At 47.6% G+C, this 19,109-nt stretch carries 16 protein-coding genes and 1 riboswitch; of the genes, 15 read left to right on the top strand and 1 reads right to left on the bottom strand.

Features of this window, described 5'->3' with window-relative positions; genetic code table 11:
- Window positions 1-80: 80 nt before the first annotated feature.
- The 10 genes from cobD to G9G54_RS04335 all read left to right on the top strand — a co-directional run bounded on the left by cobD (window position 81) and on the right by G9G54_RS04335 (window position 10,548).
- A complete protein-coding gene (gene cobD, locus G9G54_RS04380) occupies window positions 81-1,184 on the top strand; it encodes a threonine-phosphate decarboxylase CobD (RefSeq protein WP_069291415.1) in 1,104 nt (367 codons plus the stop codon).
- Window positions 1,174-2,145: an adenosylcobinamide-phosphate synthase CbiB gene (cbiB, locus tag G9G54_RS04375; RefSeq protein ID WP_165176270.1), complete on the top strand. Its 972-nt coding sequence runs from the start codon at window positions 1,174-1,176 to the stop codon at window positions 2,143-2,145. The genes cobD and cbiB overlap by 11 nt, the downstream gene beginning before the upstream one ends.
- A 44-nt stretch (window positions 2,146-2,189) precedes the next feature.
- On the top strand, window positions 2,190-2,948 hold the full coding sequence (locus G9G54_RS04370) for a histidine phosphatase family protein (protein WP_446723013.1): 759 nt from the start codon (window positions 2,190-2,192) through the stop codon (window positions 2,946-2,948).
- A 122-nt stretch (window positions 2,949-3,070) separates the two neighbouring features.
- Window positions 3,071-3,264, top strand: a riboswitch (cobalamin riboswitch).
- A gap of 208 nt (window positions 3,265-3,472) precedes the next feature.
- Entirely contained in the window at window positions 3,473-4,480 is a 1,008-nt protein-coding gene (locus tag G9G54_RS04365) for an ABC transporter substrate-binding protein (RefSeq protein WP_165176268.1), read from the top strand.
- Complete coding sequence (locus G9G54_RS04360; protein ID WP_103047604.1) at window positions 4,477-5,523, top strand: FecCD family ABC transporter permease; 1,047 nt, start codon at window positions 4,477-4,479, stop codon at window positions 5,521-5,523. Before G9G54_RS04365 ends, G9G54_RS04360 begins: the two co-directional genes overlap by 4 nt.
- A complete protein-coding gene (locus G9G54_RS04355; RefSeq protein WP_053324912.1) occupies window positions 5,520-6,353 on the top strand; it encodes an ABC transporter ATP-binding protein in 834 nt (277 codons plus the stop codon). The genes G9G54_RS04360 and G9G54_RS04355 overlap by 4 nt, the downstream gene beginning before the upstream one ends.
- Window positions 6,354-6,396: 43 nt before the next feature.
- Window positions 6,397-7,467, top strand: a complete 1,071-nt coding sequence (gene cobT, locus G9G54_RS04350) for a nicotinate-nucleotide--dimethylbenzimidazole phosphoribosyltransferase (RefSeq protein WP_165176266.1) — start codon at window positions 6,397-6,399, stop codon at window positions 7,465-7,467.
- Window positions 7,464-8,024, top strand: a complete 561-nt coding sequence (cobU, locus tag G9G54_RS04345; protein ID WP_165176264.1) for a bifunctional adenosylcobinamide kinase/adenosylcobinamide-phosphate guanylyltransferase — start codon at window positions 7,464-7,466, stop codon at window positions 8,022-8,024. Before cobT ends, cobU begins: the two co-directional genes overlap by 4 nt.
- Entirely contained in the window at window positions 8,021-8,890 is an 870-nt protein-coding gene (gene cobS, locus G9G54_RS04340) for an adenosylcobinamide-GDP ribazoletransferase (RefSeq protein ID WP_165176262.1), read from the top strand. The genes cobU and cobS overlap by 4 nt, the downstream gene beginning before the upstream one ends.
- A gap of 38 nt (window positions 8,891-8,928) precedes the next feature.
- Window positions 8,929-10,548: a cobyric acid synthase gene (locus G9G54_RS04335; protein ID WP_165176260.1), complete on the top strand. Its 1,620-nt coding sequence runs from the start codon at window positions 8,929-8,931 to the stop codon at window positions 10,546-10,548.
- A 219-nt stretch (window positions 10,549-10,767) separates the two neighbouring features.
- Here the strand turns inward: G9G54_RS04335 and G9G54_RS04330 are convergent, their stop codons facing one another.
- Window positions 10,768-12,468, bottom strand: a complete 1,701-nt coding sequence (locus G9G54_RS04330) for a methyl-accepting chemotaxis protein (protein WP_165176258.1) — start codon at window positions 12,466-12,468, stop codon at window positions 10,768-10,770.
- A gap of 493 nt (window positions 12,469-12,961) precedes the next feature.
- On the opposite strand from G9G54_RS04330, the gene G9G54_RS04325 reads away from it, so the two are divergent.
- From G9G54_RS04325 to G9G54_RS04310, 5 genes are all read left to right on the top strand, one after another.
- On the top strand, window positions 12,962-14,197 hold the full coding sequence (locus G9G54_RS04325; protein ID WP_165176256.1) for a PTS transporter subunit EIIC: 1,236 nt from the start codon (window positions 12,962-12,964) through the stop codon (window positions 14,195-14,197).
- A 69-nt stretch (window positions 14,198-14,266) separates the two neighbouring features.
- Window positions 14,267-14,410, top strand: coding sequence for a hypothetical protein (locus G9G54_RS25380; RefSeq protein ID WP_238807710.1), 144 nt, complete (start codon window positions 14,267-14,269; stop codon window positions 14,408-14,410).
- Window positions 14,407-15,240 carry a BglG family transcription antiterminator LicT gene (licT, locus tag G9G54_RS04320; protein WP_023987656.1) on the top strand — a complete coding sequence of 278 codons (834 nt, stop codon included), beginning with the start codon at window positions 14,407-14,409 and terminating at the stop codon, window positions 15,238-15,240. Before G9G54_RS25380 ends, licT begins: the two co-directional genes overlap by 4 nt.
- Before the next feature lie 163 nt (window positions 15,241-15,403).
- Complete coding sequence (locus G9G54_RS04315; RefSeq protein ID WP_165176254.1) at window positions 15,404-17,308, top strand: beta-glucoside-specific PTS transporter subunit IIABC; 1,905 nt, start codon at window positions 15,404-15,406, stop codon at window positions 17,306-17,308.
- A 245-nt stretch (window positions 17,309-17,553) separates the two neighbouring features.
- Entirely contained in the window at window positions 17,554-18,951 is a 1,398-nt protein-coding gene (locus G9G54_RS04310; protein WP_165176252.1) for an L-cystine transporter, read from the top strand.
- Window positions 18,952-19,109: the final 158 nt, after the last annotated feature.

Here is a 19,109-nt window from a genome sequence, read left to right as displayed (position 1 = left end):
TCATTTGCATTGACGGGACGCAAAAAGCAGCCTCATAATGGAGCTAAATGATTGGAAACGGGCGGAAAGGATGAGAGGCAATGATAGAGGTTTATGGTCATGGCGGGGACAGGGAAACAGCTGCCGCGACTTTTGGCGGAGCTGCTGCGGATTTTGTAGATTTTAGTGCAAATATTAATCCGCTTGGTCCACCGCCGGAGGTGCTTGAGGCGCTGCAACACTCATTTGACACTGTGATTCGCTATCCAGACCCCGGGCATCGGAATTTTAAAAATATGCTCGCACGGCGACTGCATGTTCCACCGGAGTCGCTAAGTATCGGAAACGGAGCGGCTGAAAGCATGGCGCTCCTACTATTGGGACTAGCTCCTAAGCGTGTGGGTACAGTGGAGCCGTGTTTTTCGGAATATGCCGAGCTGGCTGGCAAATTCGGAGCCGAGGTCAACCGGGTGTATGGGAAGGCCTCGCTTCAATGGAAGGCGGACGTGGAGGACATCCTTCAGCTCATGGAGCAGGTAGATGTTTTGTTCCTCGGACAGCCGAATAATCCAAATGGCGTGCAATATAGTGAGCAGGAGCTGTGCGAGCTGGCAGAGGCGGCTGGCACAACGGGTACCGTGCTGGTGGTGGATGAAGCATTCATTGATTTTATTCCGCTGGAACGGCGAATCTCACTGCTGCCTGTGCTGGATCGCTATCCTCATGTGATTTTAATCCGGTCAATGACCAAATTTTATGCCATTCCTGGCCTACGATTGGGTTATGCGATTGCTCATCCGGACTATATCCGGCGAATGACGGCCAAACAGGTGACCTGGAGTGTGAATGGATTGGCATTGCTGGCTGGGGAGGCGTGTTTGAGAAGTGGGCAAGCATATGAGCGCCAAACACAGGAGCTGATTGCTGCGGAGCGCAACCGCCTATTGACCGCCTTGGCGGAATGGGGCTGCGGTGTCGTTCCCGGTGAAGCCAATTACGTGCTGGCAAGGGCGCCGGGTACGTGGAGCGCATCGGCTATTCAGCAGGCGCTTGGACAACGCGGAATTCTTATACGTAGCTGTGCTATGTATCCGGGACTGACAACGAGCCATTTTCGGATTGCGGTCAAGGATGCAGAAGCCAACGACAGGCTGTTGTCTGTATTGGGTGAAGTGCTGGAGGAGGAGCAGCGGCGTGACAGTTAGCTTGATTATCCTGGCAGCCTACCTTTTGGACAGGCTGATCGGTGATCCGAGGTGGTTGCCGCATCCAGTCATCGGTATGGGACATGCCATTTCGGCATTGGAAAAATTGATTCGCCGCCAGGTCCGAAGTGACCGGGGGCTGAAACGTGCGGGCATACTGCTTCCACTCATTGTGGCGGGAGGCTCCTTTGCGCTCGCCTGGGCGCTGTTGTACTTGCTTGCCTGGATTCATCCGTGGTTGTCTGTCGGCGTAGAAATGGTGCTGATTGCGACCACGATTGCTTCCAAAGGACTAAAGGATGCAGGAATGGCAGTATACCGAGCGTTGCAGGCGGATGATCTGGCAGCGGCACGGCGGGAGCTGGGCATGATTGTCGGGCGGGATACGCAACAGCTTGATGAGCCTGAGATTGTACGCGGTACGGTTGAAACGGTCGCTGAAAATATCGTGGACGCGATTATTTCCCCGCTTTTTTATGCCCTGATCGGGGGAGCACCCTTGGCGCTGGCTTATCGTGCTGTGAATACGCTCGATTCCATGGTTGGCTACAAAAATGAAAAGTATCTGCATTTAGGCTGGGCTTCAGCGCGTCTAGATGATGTGGCTAACTACATTCCAGCACGCCTGACAGCGGCAATGCTTGTCGTAGCGGCGTGGATGTACAAGCGAGATGCTGCAAGAAGCTGGCGCACAGTCAAGCGAGACGCTCGTCTGCACCCAAGCCCGAACAGTGGCTTCCCGGAATCAGCTGTTGCTGGTGCACTGGGGATTCGTCTTGGAGGCTATAATGTGTATCATGGCGTGCGCTCCTTTCGTGCATACATGGGCGATTGGATACGACCGCTAGAGTCGAAAGATATACGGCATACAATCCAGCTGATGTTCGCCGTGTCCAGTATGTTTGTAGGATTGTGTTTGTTAGGAGCCGCAGGTTGTTTTGCCTTGGGATGGGTGCGGTGAGGGTGAGGAGTGACACACTGAATAATGATCGAGCAGGAAGTGACATGATCTTGAAACAGGATATAACAGCAAAAAGGACAGTAGAATACGCACAAAGTCCGAACTCACAGGAGGATAAGGTGCCGTATGATGCTAAAGAAGATCTGCATTGGGACATGGAACTCGTGTTAGTTCGTCACGGCACAACCTTATGGAATAAGGAACGTCGATATCTGGGACACTCCGACTTAGGTTTGCTACCGGGAGCAGAACAGGAATTAAAGCCTTTGCAAGAAGAATTGCAGGGGCAGTCCTTTGCTCGAATCTATTGCAGCGATTTAATGCGATGTCGCCAGACCTTGCAGATCATTGTGCCGGAATCAGAATTGACGTCTGGAGGTTCCCTATCTATTATGTCTCCTATGATGGAACCACGTCTGCGAGAGCTTCATTTTGGCGAGTGGGATGGAAAAACGTATGACATGCTCAAGGATGTGTCGTTGTATCGCGCTTGGATTGATGAGCCACAACGGATAACCCCTCCTGGAGGAGAGTCTTGGACAGATTTTGTGAATCGTTTGCGGAAATTTCTTGACTCTCTGTATGAATGGCGTGTTGCTATGGAAGTTCAACCCATGGATTTGGCTGCTGGGCCGCCCTCTGTTTTGGTCGTTACGCATGGTGGCGTAATTCGTCAGTTAGCTTGCATGCTGATACCGGGCCATGATTTTTGGAGTCTGAATCCGAAGCCGGGAGAAGCATTTAGGATTCAATTGAGGCTGGCAGGACCGCACAATTACATAGCGGAAATGCTCTCTCATTAGGTTAGACACCAGCGGATAAAGAGGCTGTTTGGGTTGTAAGCCGCCTCATTTTAACCTATAATCATCAAGTAAAAGAACGGCTTGACTACCACTACATCAAATATCCAGCAGACGAGGTCGGCGCAGTGTGATGAAACTATGGTTTCCCTTGCCTGCGCTGTTAAAAGGGAAGTCGGTGTAAGTCCGGCGCGGTCCCGCCACTGTAAATGGAAACATGCCCGTTAGTCCTGCTTTATGTGCTACTAAGCATATGAAGGGATTTCAGGACATGCATCTTACCATAAGTCAGGATACCTGCCCGTCCGCCTGTCACCATAATCCTTCGAGGAAAGGATGACGTGTTCGCAGTGACTGTCCGTGCGGAAAGAAGCTGCCGCCTGCGCACGATCTGCGCTAACGTGACCCCTGTGTCCTGATATAAGGATGCGGGGTTTTTTAGATAGGAAAAGAAGGCTGGATTTAGAAGATATCTGATGATGATCAAGTAACGCTCTTAACGATTTTTTTATGAAGGGGTGCAAATCATGGCAGGAAAAAAAATAAAGGTTTGGACAACAGGTCTATTGGTTCTGATTTTGGCAGTTGTGCTGAGTGCATGTGGCGCTAAGGGAAAAAATGCTGAAAATAAAGAGAATCAGACTTCTGCACAGCAGCCAGGAAAGACCGTAACCGCACAAGAGCCTCCGAGCAAAACAGTTTACCCACTCACAGTTAAAGATGCAACAGGACAGGAATTTACATTCAAAAAAGCGCCGGATAAAATCGTTTCCGTCTCCCCGGCAGAAACCGAGGCGCTGTTCGCCATCGGGCTGGATAAGGAAATAGTTGGCGTCTCCGACTACTCTGATTACCCGGAAGCAGCTACGAAAAAGCCTAAAGTAGGCGGTATTATGAAACCGAACGAAGAGGCGATCATTGCTGCTAACCCGGGAGTCGTTTTTGCAGGGATATCGCTTAGTGAACAGGCTACGACCAAGCTGCGCGACATGGGAATTATGATTTTTAAAACGGAACCGAAGACAGTTGAAGATGTCATAGCTAACATCGAATTGTATGGGAAAATCACCGATCATCAGAAAGAAGCGAGAGCGGTGACTGACAAGATGAGAGCAGATGTAGCGGAAGTGAAAGAAGGAGTTAAAAATATCGGTAAAGGGCAGAAGCTGCGGGTATACGTCGAGTTTTCACCAGGCTGGACAGTTGGTAAAGGCGAGTTTATGGACGAGCTGATTACGTTGGCGGGCGGCGAAAATGTAGGTGCCACGCAAAAGGGGTGGTACCAAATTAGTGAAGAAAATATTATTGCTGCGAACCCTGACGTGATTTTGTACAGCAAAAGTGTCAAGGACGACAAAACTGGCCAGACGCTCGGCGAAATCATTAAAGCTCGCAGTGGATGGGATCAAATATCGGCTGTTCGCCACAACCGGGTGTTTGCCGTGGATGATAATTTGATCAGTCGTCCGGGTCCACGCGTAACGGAAGGTCTCAAGGAAGTGGCCAAGGGCGTGTATCCTGAAATTTTCAAATGAACCGTAAACTGATCGGCTTTGGAGGGACAGGTCTTGTCCTGCTGTTGCTGACGCTGCTGCTCTGTCTTGGCATCGGCTCGGCCAAGCTTCCGGTCAGCCAGATCACGGGCATTCTGGTTAACCACCTTCCATGGTTAGGCGATACGTTTACACCGGATTGGAATACATCCTCAGAGCAAATTATTTTGAAGGTCAGATTGCCACGAGTATTACTGGGAATGTTGGTAGGAGCAGCGCTGGCGCTGGCGGGAGCCGGATTTCAGGGTGTGCTGCGTAATCCTTTGGCTGATCCGTATACACTGGGGGTATCCTCGGGGGCTTCGGTAGGAGCGGCAGTACTGATCTATTGGGGCCTTCAATTTTCATTTGTTGGCATATGGACGCTGCCGCTAGTGGCATTTACGACCGGAATGCTGACGCTGTGGATGGTGCTGACGTTGGCACGGGAAGGTGGAAAAATTCCGACACAAAGTCTCATTTTGTCGGGTGTGGTGATGCAATCCTTTCTGGGGGCGGTTGTTTCCTTTCTGACAGCCATGTCGAAGGAGACGGTCAATGAAATATTGTACTGGACGATGGGAAGTCTTAGTCTGCGCGGTTGGTCATATACAGGAATCCTTTTACCTTATGTGGTCATAGGACTGGTATTTCTATGGAATCGGGCACGTGTGCTGAATATATTGGCTTTGGGTGAACGTCAGGCGGCTCACATGGGAGTTCATGTAGATGCGACAAAGCTATCTGTTTTGATCATTTCCACGCTGCTGACAGCTGCCGCTGTCTCGGTATGTGGAGTGATTGGCTTTGTGGGACTTGTTGTACCGCATATCATTCGTCTGGTGACAGGCCCTGATTACCGGATGATTGTTCCATTATCTGCGCTCGGTGGAGCCATTTTTATGGCTTGGGCAGATACGGCGGCTCGCACGTTGTTAGCCCCCACGGAAATTCCTCTGGGCGTGATGACGGCCTTTGTTGGGGCACCGTTCTTTGCATATCTCCTGTATCGGAACAAGAAGCTGCGCAGGGGGGAACTGCTGTGACAGAACAAAGTGAATCACAGAAAGTGCGTGATCGGGCATTAGAGGTAGCGGGTCTGACACGTGCCTATGGAGAGTTCCATGCGTTAAAGAATATAAGCTGGAGCGTCGACGAAGGAACTTGGTGGGGGATTATTGGTCCGAACGGCAGTGGAAAATCGACCTTGCTGCATCTGCTTTCGGGTGTAGATCAGCCAACTTCAGGAAACGTTCATATCTATGGCAAAAAGGTCGGTAGCTACAGCAGAAAAGAGCTTTCCCGACTCATAGCCGTACTCCAACAGGAAGGGCTTCCTCCAGTGGGATACACCGTCAGGGAAGTCGTAGAAATGGGACGTTTTCCTCATCAGGACTGGTTAGGCAGGGAAAAGGGTGTTGATGTGGAGGCGATCACGGATCGCGTGCTGGAGCGATTGGGTCTTACCACGTTGGCGGACAGAGCATTGGACCGCTTGAGTGGGGGACAGCGACAGCGTGTAGCTTTGGCAAAAGTAATGGTGCAGGAGCCACGGATATTGCTGCTGGACGAGCCTACGACCTATCTGGACTTGCGCTATCAGCTTGAATTTATGGAACTGCTGGCAGATTGGCGCCAAGAAACGGGTGTGACGATCATTGCGGTCTTGCATGATCTTAACTTGACAGCCCAATTTTGCGAAGATTTGCTTGTACTCAAGGATGGAATGGTTGAAGGATTGGGAGCTTCATCGAAGTTATTAACCGAGGATCGGATTCGACGAGTATACGGTGTTGAGCCTGTGATGCTTCCGCATCCTGATAGCGGTGTGCCGCAGCTCTTGCTGCGCAGAAGTGCTTCGGATACAGCAGATTAAATAAACGATGAAACACACTTAAAAAGAGCAGGGAGTGGAAGGTATGAACAACAAGCTGCGTCAGCTGATCGATAGCATCGCCCAGCCGGATGGGGTGGCGGCCTCGGCAGCTTCAGCCCATTTGGACCAATTAACAAAGCCACCGGGAAGTCTTGGAAAGTTGGAAAGTGTGGCCATCAAGCTAGCAGGAATTACAGGAGTGGACAAGCCTGAATTTGATCGTAAAACGGTTATGGTCATGGCTGCGGATCACGGGGTGTGTGAAGAGGGAGTCAGTGCCTTTCCGGCTGAGGTTACACAGCAAATGCTGTATAACATGCTGTCAGGTGGCGCGGCAATTAATGTGCTGGCACGTCATGCGGGCGCAGATGTCAAGGTGGTAGATGTTGGCGTGAATGCGGATGTCGCTCACGCGAATCTGGTGGACCGTAAGGTACGTATGGGTACTTCGAATATAGCTAAAGGGCCAGCGATGCTGCGTACGGAAGCGGAACAGGCGGTTTTGGCCGGAGCTGAAGCCGTAGCAGAAGCGGTCAAAGGTGGCACACGGCTATTCGTTACCGGAGAATTGGGCATCGGGAATACGACAGCCAGCGCTGCGGTCGTATGTGCTCTTGCCGGGCTAGAGCCGGAAGTTATCGTAGGCCGGGGAACGGGTGTAGATATGGCTGGGCTTACCCGTAAAATATCGGTTGTCTGCCGCGCATTGGACGTGAACCAGCCAGATGCAAATGATGCGCTCGACGTGCTCACTAAGGTCGGCGGTCTGGAGATTGCCGCCTTGGCAGGAGTCATCCTCGGCGCAGCCGCACATCGCTGTCCAGTTGTGCTGGACGGCTTTATTTCAGGCGCAGCTGCCCTCGCAGCGCGTGCACTTGCGCCTGCAAGCGCTGCGTACATGCTTGCTTCGCACGCTTCGGACGAGCGCGGGCACGCGGCGGTGCTCCGCCAGCTCAAGCTGGAGCCCATGCTTTATTTGGACATGCGGCTCGGGGAGGGCACAGGCGGTGTGCTTAGCTTGCACCTGATTGATGCGGCGTGCCGCATTATGCGCGAAATGGCGACCTTTGCCGATGCAGGCGTATCGGACGGTCAGGGAGCCGCGCAGCGATGAAAGCGCTCGTGACCGGCGGGGCACGCAGCGGGAAAAGCGACTTTGCCGAGCGATTATGCATGTCGCGCGCTTCGCGCGCCTGCTACATTGCAACGGCGCAAGCCTATGACATAGAGATGAAGGAGCGCATCGCCCTTCATCGGGTCCAGCGCGAGTCTGCCGGATACGACTGGAAGACGCTGGAGGAAGCGCAGGCGCTGCCGGAGCTGCTGCAGCGGCTTGGTGGCGATCAAGCGTCGCAGCCCGCGCCTATGGTGCTGGTCGACTGCCTGACCCTGTGGCTGTCGAACGTACTGCTGGCCGCAGGCGAGGACGGCGAGGCTTCGGCCAGAGCTGCCATGGACGCACTGGCGGCAGCTGTGGAGCAGTATCCAGAGCAGCTCGTCATCGTAACCAACGAGGTTGGTGACGGTATTGTGCCCGAATATCCGCTGGGTCGGCTGTATCGGGATTTGAGTGGGGTTATGAATCAGCGGATTGCCCGTCTTTGTGATGAAGTATTTTTGGTGACGGCGGGCATTCCCGTAGAACTCAAACAGTTGGAATATAAGCTATGAGCCGCGAACGTCAGGCTGTTGCTGCGGCTTTTCAATTTTTAACGCGTCTTCCGGTGAAGGCGGAAATAGATTTTTCCCCAGATTTGCTTAAACGCAGTGCAAGTTATTATCCGCTGGTGGGAGTGGTTATTGGCATCATTGTCTGGGGCTTTGCGGCGCTTACTTCTATGGTATTGCCACCGTTGCCGTGTGCGATTCTTACGCTTGTTATCTGGGTTTGGTTGACGGGCGGATTGCATTTGGACGGGTGGATGGATGCGGCTGATGCCTTATTCAGCTACCGATCCCGTGAGCGGATGCTGGAGATTATGAAGGATAGCCGTGTAGGAGCAATGGGCGTTATTGCTTGTGTGCTGCTACTTATGCTCAAGGCTTCTTTGCTGTATACGGTGCTGGTTGAACGGAATGTGTCTGGCTTGCTGCTGCTTCCGATGGTTTGGAGCCGCTGGTTTATGGTACATGCAATGAAACGCTGGCCTAAAGCCCGTAATGATGATGGGCTGGCTGCGCGTTTTGCTGATATGAGTGGTGGCCGCGTAGGGTTGGCCGTATTCTGGGCAGTATTAGTGACCCTAAGTGCTGCCGTAGGACAATATCTTCTGGCAGATTTGGCTACAGCAACAAGGGGGACTGGGAATCTGTCGTTGGCAGGATCCTACTTACAGACGTTCCTTTCATATTCTGAGAGCCTTCCAATCTCGCTAGGTTTTGTGTTGCTTCCGGTCTTGGCTTACGGTGTTGGAACCTTCACGGCAAACCGTATTAACCGCCGTTTGGGTGGACTTACAGGAGATATATACGGAACTTTAAACGAATTGCTGGAGACTGTTTTATTGTTGTTTATTGTCATTTTGTACGGGTTGTGACCAGATTTGAAATGAATTCGTTAAAGGGGAAGAGGCAATTGTCAACTTTCGAACCGTCCTACACAAACCCGGCAGCCGTATTAATGCTTCAAGGAACAGCGTCGGATGTGGGCAAAAGCGTGGTGACAACTGCGCTTTGCCGTATTTTTACGCAGGACGGATATCGTCCCGCACCGTTTAAGTCGCAAAATATGGCGTTAAACTCTTATGTTACCGAGGACGGCAAGGAAATTGGACGCGCTCAGGGGGTGCAGGCTGAGGCCTGCGGTATTGAGGCCACAACTGACATGAATCCGATTCTGATTAAGCCGGTCAAAGATATGCACTCACAGATTGTTGTACACGGTGTACCTTATGCCTATATGAGCGCCTCCGATTACCGGAAGGATTTTTTGCCAAAAGCCAAACAGACCGTTATGGATGCTCTGAATCGGTTGCGTGATACCTATGATATTGTCCTTATGGAAGGGGCAGGCAGCCCGGCAGAGATTAATTTGAAGGACCGCGATATCGTAAATATGAATCTGGCAGGTTGGGCGGATGCTCCAGTGTTGCTTATTTCAGATATCGACAGGGGCGGTGTTTTTGCCTCTCTCGTAGGAACTATCGAATTACTGGAACCCCATGAAGTACAGCGTATCCGCGGATTTATCATTAACAAATTCAGAGGTGATCTTTCTCTGCTTCAGCCGGGACTAGACTGGCTGGAAGAACGGACAGGCATTCCTGTACTCGGTGTATTGCCCTATCTGCCAGACATTCGCATTGAAGCCGAGGATTCGGTAGTACTGGATAAGAAGCCCAAACAATCTGCAAAGGATAAAGAACTGGATATTGCGGTGATACGATATCCGCGGATTTCCAATTTTACAGACACGGATGCTCTGGCCGCAGAGCCGGATGTGAGCGTTCGTTATGTCACTGAAGCCGGACAGTTGGGCGTACCGGATGCCATTATTTTACCGGGAACCAAAGACACCATTGGAGACCTACTGGAATTGCGTGAAAGAGGTCTGGAGGAGGACATTCAGCAGGCCATGAATACGGGACGCACGCAGCTCGTTGGCATTTGTGGAGGCTATCAGATGCTGGGTACCGCACTATTTGATCCCGAAGCCGTCGAATCTGGGTTGCCGCAGCAGGCAGAAGGGTTAGGTTGGCTTGCTCTATCCACGACCTTTTTAAAGGAAAAGCAAACCGTACGCGTACAGGGAACCCTGTCTAATCATTGCCCGCTTTTGCTTAGCACTGCGACTGATTCAGGTTCTGCCTGCAAGCCAAGCATTGAAGGTTATGAAATACATATGGGCGTTACGGAGTATGTTACGGAACCATGCGCACCTACAGATAGAACTTTAAACCTAAGCGAAATGAAAAGGTTATTCTATATCCGGCGTGGCGAAGGAACAGCTTTTGAGGAAGGCTGGGGGACAACAGACGGTAAAGTATGGGGAACCTATTTGCACGGTGTGTTTGATAATGACCGTTTTCGCCGGTGCTGGCTGGATGGATTGCGGCAAGCCAAGGGCTTGGCACCTTTAGAAAGCACTTTTACTGTACGTGAAGCCAAGGAACGAGAGTTTGACCGTGTCGCAGAGGTTGTCCGGGCTCATTTAGATATGGAGCGAATTTACCGTATTATGGGAATGGATTCATAAACTTCATGGATGATTATTAAAATCGATTTTAAAAAATAAAGAGGTATCTTTACAGCCATTTTTAAGACTGTGAGATACCTCTTTTTATTCAGGATTTTGCAAAATTCGATTCCAGTCGCTCTGAAGTGCAAGATATAGACGAACTAAACCATTTCGATCTACATCTTGTCCATTGGAAGTCGCTTATGGGATTTTTGCAAAATCCTCTATTGTATCGGCTTACGTAATTTTAAATTTTTGGACAGCCTTTTGCAGTTCGGTTGCTTGTTTGCTTAATTGGCGAACAACCTCGCTGTGGCTTTCCATTTCATTCAGTTGCTCATCGGCATTTAAACCGATTTCTTGAATCATATGCTGTGCATTGGCTGCGATGAGAGCTGTCTCTTCCACGGAAGCAGATACTTCCTCCGAGCTGGCGGATACCTGCTCCGTTGCTGCAGAGACCGTTTGAATCGTAGCATTGATCTTTTGCATAAGCTCACTTAGCTGGTTAAAGGCTGAACTCGCTTGTTGAACCATTTCCGTTCCCGAATGAATTTCACGGCTCACCTGGGTCACAGAGTCCACAGATTGTTGCGATACTTCTTGAATGGTAACCAAATAGTCGGAAATTTCTTGTGTGGCTTCTTTAGATTGCTCGGCAAGCTTGCGCACTTCTCCAGCTACTACGGCAAAGCCCCGTCCATGTTCGCCCGCACGGGCAGCTTCAATGGAGGCATTCAGGGACAACATTTGGATTTGCTTCGTAATATCGAAAATAGCCGAAACGATACTGCCAATGGCTTCTGAGCGCTCATTCATACTATGGATGTATCGAAGCGATTCATCGGCAGCATGTCCTACCTGTGACATTTGAGCTACAGCTTTTTGAGCGAGCGTATTACCGTTAACCGTTTCTTTCGTCGCTTCACTGATTTGATCGGATACATCATTGGCAGAGGAGGCGATGTGCTGAACACCTTGAGCGATTTCCTCCATAGCCTGTGCATTTTCAGCAGCAGCTGTAGCTATGCTGGTACTGCCCTTTGCTACTTCCTCTGCGGCAACTGTAGAGTCCTGCACTTTTACACTCATAGCCTCAGTCCGACGAAGCAGCTCGTCCGATCCTTCAACAACCGCACCGGATGTAGAAAGCACATGGCCGATCATTTCTTTCAAGTTATGAGACATGGATTGGAAGCTGCGGGCAAGTTGGGCAATTTCATTAACTCCATGAACCTTCGCTTCTTGTGAAAGATCACCTTGAGCAATTTTTTCGCTATGACGAACCAATTCAGCAATGGGTTCTACAACTTTACGTATCACGAGGGTAGAAATAATGCCGCCCAGCAGGAGCGTTGCCACTGTAATACCTATGCAAATCCATAGAATTTGTTGGGATTTTTCCTGTACAAATCCGACATCTTCGTTCACACCCAGAACTAGATTACTACCCGATATAGCAAAGAAGGCGGTTTTGTGTACTCCGTACGAATCGCTGTAAATTTCACTGATATTCATCTCGCCTTGTTTTGCTTTTTTAATATCCTCAACAGGAATGAGTGCATCCTTGACCTTGTATACTGATTTTACATTCCGTGCGACGATTTCGGCTTTACCATCCTTCACTACCGCGATATATGCCGATTCTAATTTGAGGGTATCGACCTTGTCCTGAAGATAGGATTCCATCTGTATAGCGGAGCCGGAATCAGAACCGCTTCCTTGCCCAGCCTGAACAGCTAAGGAAATATTGAGATCCTGATATACATTTTTAGCTCCAGTTTCTAGCAATTGGTCTACCTGAGGCATGACACTGTTATTAATGATACTCATGGATATTGCATAGAAACTGATGCTGAACAAAAGGGATGCAAAGAGCTGAATCAGCAAAAACATAATTCGTAATTTCGCGCCAATGGAACGATTAAAACTCTTCATGAAAATTCTCCTCTCACATGATGGTAATAAAATCAGACGAATTCCCTGCTTGAAGTAGGCCGCTTGTCCAATAGATACTTGACACGCCATGATCTACTTGTGTTCCTTTCCTTGCTTGAAGAAAAGACTGAAAATGTTCGGATTCTATGTATATTTCAGCTGTATTCAAGGGACAAGAATGTGAAAGGGAAGTAATCCATGATTTACTAAAAAGTAGGTTAGACCTATTTTACATAATTAACAGACGGTTGAATAGTCATATTTGCCCAAATACAAACAAAAAATATATAACTATGGTCTTAGGTGTTTAGATGTAAGTTAGGTGTAAATTATCGGTGCATAAAAACGAATAGATTACTCCTTCTTTAAAACTATTGTAAAAAAGAAGTAATATAAGTAGCATAAGGAATACCGCTTTTTTACAATATTCTTCTAAGCTTGGTTTGTAAGTTCGAAAGTGGTCTTCAATATACATATAAAAGGGGAAAAGGTTATGAATCGGGATTTACTTTCCAAAGAAGTGATTTCGCAGGTCAGAGGAGAAGATACACAGGAGCTGACTTCCGGCAGTTATAGAGCTGCCACAGGGAGAAATCCGATAAGTCGACTATTAGATTATGTATCAGGCGTATTTACTCCGATCTTGCCGGCAATGATTGGTGCGGGAATGATCAAAGTAATTATATTAGTTTTAATGTCCTTCGGTTTATTGTTGTCTGATCCGCAGGTATATACTATTTTAATGGCTATCAGCGATGGGATATTTTATTTTTTACCTATTTTTGTTGCGGCAAGTGCGGCAAGAAGGCTGCGCAGCAATGTGTTTGTTGCGGCAGCCATCGCAGCATCCGTATTCCATCCCCAACTAACAAGTTTGCTTCAGTCTGGTGAGGAGGTACGTTTTGCCGGTCTGCCAGTTATAGACCCACAAGCTGCTTCATCTATAGTACTCATACTTGTTGTCGTCTGGATAGCATCGTATGTCGAAAAATGGTTAGACAGGTATATCCCTTATTCACTTAAATTAATAGTTGTCCCGACGTTGACACTGATGATCACTATACCTTTAATGGTGTTCGCTTTCGGGCCACTGTGGAGTTATCTCGGCCAACATGTATCCGATGGACTAGGCTGGTTGTTTGACAATGCAGAAGTGTTTACAGGGTTGTTGCTCGGAGGCACGATGTCTTTGCTTATTATTGCAGGTATGCAATATATAATGCTACCGATTATGATCAGCTCGCTTACAACATTGGGTTACGATCATATTTTTTCCATAGTCATTGCAGCGGCTTTCGCTCAGGCTGGCGCAACATTTGGCGTATGTGTTAAATCCAAAAATGCCAAAGTCAAAACGTTGGCTGCGTCCACAGGTTTGTTGGCCATGCTGGGAATCATTGAACCGGCCATGTATGGTGTCAATATCCGTTTCAAAAAACCGTTAATAGCAGTTATGATCGGTGGAGCTGTTGGTGGGACATGTATGTGTCTGTTTGAAACGGAGCTTACTAGTATTGGTGTCTCTGCTGGGCTGCTCAGCTTACCTTTATTTTCTGAACCCACGCTTATTTACGGTATTGTGGGTATACTAATTTCGTTTGTTACGGCTGGCGTAATTACGTATTTTATGGGCTTTGTGGATGAAAAAGATGAGCATTCGCAAGTAGTTTCTACTTCTGACATGAATGCTTCTCCGAACTCGGTTGTGGAAAAGAGTTCTAATAGTTAAGATGCAACGCCAACGACCCAAAGCTCCATGAAAGTGTTTACAAAAAAATATTGTCAGCTCAGTGTTTATATGATACTATGGGAGCAGTTATTCAAAACTGCACAATCGTGGATTGTTACTGAGCATATCGGGCAAAACCATAAGCAGGCACTATGTGTCAGTTTTGGTTTTGCTTTTTTTTACTACTCCAAGCGGCTTAAGGTGATGGAATGAAGATAGCAAAGGTGCTGAATAATAACGTCGTAACGGTCATTGATGAACAGCAGAAAGAATTAGTCATTATGGGTAGAGGAATTGCTTTTAAAAAAAACACAGGCGATGAGATTGAAGAAGAGAAAATCGAGAAAATTTTCAAACTTGAAAGTACCGAGGTTTCCCGCAAACTCATGACCCTGATGTCTGATATCCCTATTGAGTATGTTGAAATTTCTGATGAAATCATCCAATATGCTAAAACGATACTTGGTGTAGAGTTGCATGACAGCATCTATATTTCGCTGACGGATCATATCCATTTTGCCATAGAGCGCTATCGTTTGGGTATGGATATCAAAAATGCACTTTACTGGGAAATTAAGCGGATGTACCGCAAGGAATTCACGATTGGGACCAAAGCATTGCACATGATTCAGGACAAGCTGGGAGTTACACTTCCGGATGATGAAGGAGCATTTATCGCCTTACATTTGGTGAATGCACAGCTTAATAGCGAAATGCGCGAAACGATAACCCTGACTAACATTGTCAAGGATATCATAAATATTGTAAGTCGCTTTTTTGTAATGGATCTGGATGAAGAGTCGTTAAGCTATTACCGCTTTATAACACATCTCAAATTTTTTGCTCAACGGGTAATGAACGGAACCCCTGTACAAAATACAGATAATTCCCTTCATGATATGGTTAAGGTTCAGTATAAGAATGCTTACGCCTGCGCGGAAAAAATAAGAGATTATACGACTAAAATCTATGGTCGAAGCTTGTCCCAGGATGAGATGTTGTATCTCACCATTCATATCGAGCGTATCATTAAAAATCAATGATTTCATGTGATCAGGGATTTAGGATTGCTACTTCTAAACCAGAAGGCAAAACCTGAATGCTGAAAGAAGATTGGCTTTTTATAAAGCTGTCTGCTTTCTGTATTCAGGTTTTTTTATTGCCCATTTTCGCATTTTATACCTTAAAAGAAAAGAGGAACACCTCATGGATCGAAATCAATTATCCAAAGAGATACTTACACTAGTTGGTGGTGAAGAAAACGTAGAGCAGGTCATTCACTGCATGACCCGCTTGCGATTCAACCTTCATGATGATAAGAAAGCTCAGAAAGAGCAGTTGCAAAAAACGGATGGCGTCATGGGAGTCATGGAGAGTGGCGGCCAGTTTCAGGTTATTATCGGTAATGATGTAGCTAACGTGTACAAATCGTTGGTGAGCAATATGTCCAAGGCTCCGCAAAGTGACTCAGGAGCAAGCACTGCATCGAAGAAAAAACAAAACCCGATCAGCAAACTGTTCGACTTTATTGCGGGTATGTTTACACCAATTTTGCCAGCGATCACCGGTGCAGGTATGATCAAAGGGATCATTGCTCTTTTAGTGGCAATGAACTGGATGTCCGATAAGAGCCAAACCTATACGATTTTAGCGGCAATAGGTGACGGTGCGTTCTACTTCCTGCCTATTATTCTGGCCGTGAGTGCTGCTAGAAAACTCGGTAGTAATATGTTTATTGGTGCGGCAATTGGTGCTTCCATTTTACACCCGACGATTACAGCTTTACTGGCATCTAACGTGAAGGTTAGCTTTATTGGTCTACCGGTGACAGCGGCTACGTATTCTTCGACCGTTATTCCAATCGTTATTGCGGTCTGGCTGGCATCTTATGTTGAAAAATTCATTGATAAGTATACACATGCATCACTGAAATTGCTCGTGGTTCCGACGTTGACTCTATTGATTATTGTACCTTTGACTTTGGTTGCTGTAGGGCCACTCGGCTCCATTATTGGTAATGGCCTGTCAGGTGGTATCTCTTGGTTGTTTGAAAATACAGGTGCACTTGCAGGCCTACTGCTAGGCGGTACCTTCTCCCTGATCATTATGACAGGTATGCACTACGCGTTGGTTCCTATTATGATTGGTTCTATTGCAACGTTGGGCTTTGACTACATGATTCCGATTATGGGGGCGGCTAACCTGGCACAGGCTGGTGCTGCACTGGGTGTATTCTTAAAATCCAAAAATGCCAAAGTCAAAACAGTGGCTTTCTCGACGAGCTTGACGGCTATTATGGGTGTAACTGAGCCTGCAATGTATGGTGTGAATATGCGGTTTAAAAAACCATTTACTGCTGCGTTGATCGGCGGAGCTGTCGGCGGGGGCTTTATGAGCTTGTTTGGCACAAAAGCGTATGTCATGGGTGGACTCGTGGGTGTGCCTGGTCTGGCGATGTTTATTGGACCGACTTTCTTGTACGCAATCCTTGGTCTCATTATTGCATTTGTGGTTGCTGCGATTGTTACCTATTTGATCGGCTTTACAGATGAAAAGAACGAAGAAGCACCACAAGCAACAACAGACGCTGCCGGAGACATCTCTACTGATGAAATAGCGCAATCTGCTGTATCCTCACTGCCGAAAGGTGAGAAAATCCCGGTATACAGCCCGATTATGGGTGAAGTTAAGCCGCTCAGTGAAGTCAATGACCCTGCATTTTCTCAAGAAATTATGGGTAGAGGTTGGGCTATTGAACCATCCGAAGGCCGGGTTGTTTCCCCAGTTGATGGCACAGTGTTCTCCATTTCCAAAAGTGGGCATGCTGTTGGATTGGTGAGTGATTCAGGACTTGAAATGCTCATTCACGTTGGGATGGATACGGTTAAGCTAAAAGGACTTCATTTTACGCCTCATCTTAAAGCAGGAGATCGTGTGAAGGTAGGAGACCTCGTGCTGGAGTTTGATCTGGTGGAAATCCGCAAGGCTGGTTATGAAACGATAACGCCTGTTATTGTTACGAATGTAGCTCAGTTTAGCGAGTTGGAGTTCGCTGGTAATCAGCATAAAGTGGTTAAGGAACAGGAACTGTTATACACAGTGATCGTCTAACGGCTGAATAAAAATTTTACGCCTAAGTTGAATACATGTCGTTTTTGTTCAGGACAAAAAACAGCAAGCCTTCGAAAGATGAAGGCTTGCTGTTTGGCGTTTTCGATAAAATCCAAAGTTGAAGCGGCTTAACTATTTTATTGTTATAAAACCTACAAAAATAGTTGGATTTGTGATATAGTAATCTTCGGATTGAAGGATCACCTTATAAAACATATTAAGTATAAGTTTGGAGGAAATAATACATGGATACCTTCTTTATTATTTTAAATGTAATCGTGCTGCTTTTGCTGCTAGGCATATTGGTCTGGATACAGAAAAAGCACATTTCCTTTACAAAAAGGGTATTTGCCGGACTTGGCTTCGGACTGATCTACGGGGCTATTCTACAATATGCTTATGGTGCAGGCTCAGAGGTCATTACAAAATCGGTTGATTGGTTCAACCTCGCAGGTAACGGTTATGTCCGTTTGCTGCAAATGGTCGTTATTCCGCTTATCATGGTGTCGATTATTTCGGCTATTATGAATTTGAAGGGAAGACAGAACCTTGGCAAAATCAGCGTGTCCATTATTGCAGTACTACTGATTACAACGGCAATTGCTGCTTCAGTTAGTATTGTAACCAGCCTGTCGTTTGACCTAAAGGCAATTGAGATTCAAGGTGGGGAAAAGGAACAAGCACAGGGCTTGAAGATGGAAGAGCGCCTTGGAACAGTTCAGGACATGACCATTCCACAGCAGGTGCTGGAATTTATTCCTTCAAATCCTTTTGAGGATATGACGGGAGCACGTCGTACGTCGACGCTGGCGGTGGTTATTTTCTCGGCCTTTATCGGGGTGGCTGTACTCGGATTGGATCGTAAAAAACCAGAACAGGCGCAAACCTTCCGTAAAGTGATTGATGCAGTGTACGCTGTAGTGATGCGAATTGTAACGCTGGTGCTGAGATTGACTCCTTACGGTATTTTAGCACTGATCACTAAAGTAGTAGCTACGACCAATCCAGATGAAATTTTGAAGCTAATTAAGTTTGTGCTCGCTTCTTATGTGGCTCTGTTGGTCATGTTTATCATTCATCTTATTTTGCTGGCCTTGTTCGGCTACAATCCGGTGACGTATGTGAAAAAGGTATTGCCTACACTGGTTTTTGCTTTTACTTCTCGTTCCAGTGCGGCGACCATTCCGTTAAATGTTGAAACACAAACGAAAAAGCTTGGTGTGTCCGACGGCATCGCGAATCTGTCTGCGACCTTGGGAGCGACTATTGGGCAAAACGGCTGTGCTGGTATTTATCCGGCAATGCTGGCGGTTATGATTGCTCCAACCGTGGGTATTGATCCAACGAGCTGGGATTTTATCCTCACGCTGATTCTGGTCGTTACGGTCAGCTCGTTCGGCGTGGCGGGTGTAGGCGGTGGTGCCACTTTCGCTTCCCTGATCGTGCTTTCCACCATGAATCTTCCAGTGGCATTGGCAGGATTGCTCATCTCAGTCGAACCGTTGATTGATATGGGACGCACAGCGTTAAATGTCAATGATTCTATTACTGCAGGTCTCATTTCAGGCAAGGTGCTCAAGGAGAACGATCAAGACGTATTCAATAATCATGGTATGGATTTGGATGCAACGGCACACTCTTAAGTAATGATAAATGAAGGGTGTACGATCAGTCTCATATCACATCTGTAGCCTATATAACACACGTACTGTATGTACGCTGTACAAAGAGCCGGCCATAAGGTCGGCTCTTTGTATTGAGTTTAGGGCAGTGTAAATTATGGCTGTTCACAAATCCTAAT

The sequence above is a fragment of the Paenibacillus sp. EKM212P genome (assembly GCF_011066115.1).
GTDB lineage: Bacteria > Bacillota > Bacilli > Paenibacillales > Paenibacillaceae > Paenibacillus > Paenibacillus polymyxa_B.
This window is presented reverse-complemented; position numbering and strand designations above follow the sequence as displayed.

Bases quoted from the DNA above. Each gene is read 5' to 3' on its own strand.
- cobD (WP_069291415.1), top strand. From the start codon at position 81: ATGATAGAGGTTTATGGTCATGGCGGGGACAGGGAAACAGCTGCCGCG.
- G9G54_RS04370 (WP_446723013.1), top strand. From the start codon at position 2,190: ATGATCTTGAAACAGGATATAACAGCAAAAAGGACAGTAGAATACGCA.
- G9G54_RS04365 (WP_165176268.1), top strand. From the start codon at position 3,473: ATGGCAGGAAAAAAAATAAAGGTTTGGACAACAGGTCTATTGGTTCTG.
- G9G54_RS04360 (WP_103047604.1), top strand. From the start codon at position 4,477: ATGAACCGTAAACTGATCGGCTTTGGAGGGACAGGTCTTGTCCTGCTG.
- cobT (WP_165176266.1), top strand. From the start codon at position 6,397: ATGAACAACAAGCTGCGTCAGCTGATCGATAGCATCGCCCAGCCGGAT.
- cobU (WP_165176264.1), top strand. From the start codon at position 7,464: ATGAAAGCGCTCGTGACCGGCGGGGCACGCAGCGGGAAAAGCGACTTT.
- cobS (WP_165176262.1), top strand. From the start codon at position 8,021: ATGAGCCGCGAACGTCAGGCTGTTGCTGCGGCTTTTCAATTTTTAACG.
- G9G54_RS04330 (WP_165176258.1), bottom strand. From the start codon at position 12,468: ATGAAGAGTTTTAATCGTTCCATTGGCGCGAAATTACGAATTATGTTT.
- G9G54_RS04325 (WP_165176256.1), top strand. From the start codon at position 12,962: ATGAATCGGGATTTACTTTCCAAAGAAGTGATTTCGCAGGTCAGAGGA.
- G9G54_RS25380 (WP_238807710.1), top strand. From the start codon at position 14,267: ATGATACTATGGGAGCAGTTATTCAAAACTGCACAATCGTGGATTGTT.
- licT (WP_023987656.1), top strand. From the start codon at position 14,407: ATGAAGATAGCAAAGGTGCTGAATAATAACGTCGTAACGGTCATTGAT.
- G9G54_RS04315 (WP_165176254.1), top strand. From the start codon at position 15,404: ATGGATCGAAATCAATTATCCAAAGAGATACTTACACTAGTTGGTGGT.
- G9G54_RS04310 (WP_165176252.1), top strand. From the start codon at position 17,554: ATGGATACCTTCTTTATTATTTTAAATGTAATCGTGCTGCTTTTGCTG.